We start from the raw sequence: 1,832 nt of genomic DNA, 5'->3' as shown, positions 1-1,832 counted from the left end.
TATCCTCCCTCTATGGAGAAACGCTTTGCTCTTAAATACTCTCGTTTTCTCAGTTTTTGACCTTCAATACTTTTTTGCAGATAACTTTTCAATGGTATGAAGTTGAAGAAGAAGAAATTTATGGATATGCTGTGGGGCAAAAGTCTCTCTACCTAAACCACCTGATGTAAAAAACGGATGGTATGGTAATGTATGGTTGCACCTTTGGATCTCCACATGAGCTCATGGTGGTCAACCCTCCCACATCTCGCAGAGTCTACGCTCCCACATTCCTTCATTCAACCTGTCCATGAGGTGGAGGTCAGATATGCTGCCCGACAGGATCTCTGTCCGTAAGGATAGTGCCTTTCCGACTCATCCGTGCTTCTTGTTATCTTTTCCTTTGCTAAGATCATCCACCCTGAGTATCGTTATTTAAGCTGCTTGCGGTAACTCTGCAAATCGAGGGATATCCTGCATCATCTTTTCTTCACTGAATTCGTGTCCTTTTGTTAATATGCCGAAAAAGACCCTTATAAGTTTATTACACAAAGCAATGAGAGATTGCATCTTCTTGAGTGGATTCACCTGTCGTTTGGTGTAATATTCATGCAAGGCCCGAAAAGCTGCGTTTTTAGCAACTAACGGCATCATAACTCGAAAGAGCAACGCACGAAGACGCTTACGGCCTCGCTTGGTTATTTTCGTTTGTCCGATGTGTGTACCTGATGAATTTGTTTTCAAATTCAATCCAGCAAGCTTCGTGATCTGCTTGGGATGACGGTACTGACTTATGTCGCCTACCTCAGCTAGAAAACCTGCAATGGTGTCCCTTCCGATCCCTTTTATGGCCAACAATAGTTGTACATTAGGGATCTGCATGAGCAGTTCATCCAACTTTGCCCCCAGTTCTTCGAGCTTGTTTTGAAACCATTCGTACTGGGTTAGCAGTAACTTTAACTCCATTTTAGCTAACTCCGAACCTTCTCGTATGCCGACAGAACGGCTTGCTGCTGCTTTCAAACAAATGATTCGCCCTAGACCAAGCCCTCGCTTTGCAGCTTCTCTCAAATGCTGTAGTAAGGTTGTATCCGGCACGTGAATAAGTTCATGTGGCAGTAGATGAAGGTTTAGCATTTGGATGGCAGATTTGCACTCCCAGTCTTTAAAAACCGTCAAAAACTCTGGGAAATATCGATCTAACCAGTTATGGACACGCGCTTGCACAACACAAAGGTCAGTTGTTAGGTGTTCGCGAATTTTCATCGCTTCCCGCAGTTCGGCATAAATACCGTGGGGAAGGTTCGGTACGGCGTATCTCCCATCTTTGACCAGCTGTGCGATCACTTTTGCATCTTTCATGTCATTCTTCGTTGGAGAATTGTCATCTAGTTCTTTACTTTTTTTCACGTGCAGTGGATTCACAACACCGTATTTTACTTGCTTTTCTTTTAGAAAATGAGCAAGGTTCAGCCAGTAGTGACCCGTTGGTTCCATGCCAACGATAATGTCATGGAATTCTTGAGCTGTTGAAATCTCCTGGAACCAACTCACGAACACTTCAAAGCCTTCTCGATTGTTTTCAAACGTAATGGGCTTCCCAAGCTCGACTCCGCGGAAGTCTTGCGCACGAGCCACATGTTTGAATTTTGCGATGTCGACTCCGATAATTAAAGTAGAAGAAGTGATTTGATTAATTCTTTCATTTTGAGTAGAATGCATGGTGTAGTCTCCTTGGTTTTGTTTTTGGATCTGTCGCTGGCCAGCAACTGGGATCCTTTTAACATCATACCAAGGAGTCTTTTTGTGCTTCAAACCTCGTATTTCTACATAATAGGAATGCTGCCCGTTAG

General features: G+C 43.6%; 1 protein-coding gene. It reads right to left on the bottom strand.

Going from position 1 to position 1,832, the window contains the following annotated elements; genetic code table 11:
- Positions 1–414: 414 nt before the first annotated feature.
- Positions 415–1,701: an IS110 family RNA-guided transposase gene (locus J2Z65_RS35060; protein ID WP_167067207.1), complete on the bottom strand. Its 1,287-nt coding sequence runs from the start codon at positions 1,699–1,701 to the stop codon at positions 415–417.
- Between the last annotated feature and the right edge of the window lie 131 nt (positions 1,702–1,832).

The organism is Paenibacillus aceris, from assembly GCF_017874035.1.
Taxonomy (GTDB): Bacteria; Bacillota; Bacilli; order Paenibacillales; family NBRC-103111; genus Paenibacillus_E; species Paenibacillus_E aceris.
This window is presented reverse-complemented; position numbering and strand designations above follow the sequence as displayed.

What these genes read in the sequence shown, in the direction of transcription:
- J2Z65_RS35060 (WP_167067207.1), bottom strand. Translation starts at nt 1,701, where the DNA reads ATGCATTCTACTCAAAATGAAAGAATTAATCAAATCACTTCTTCTACT.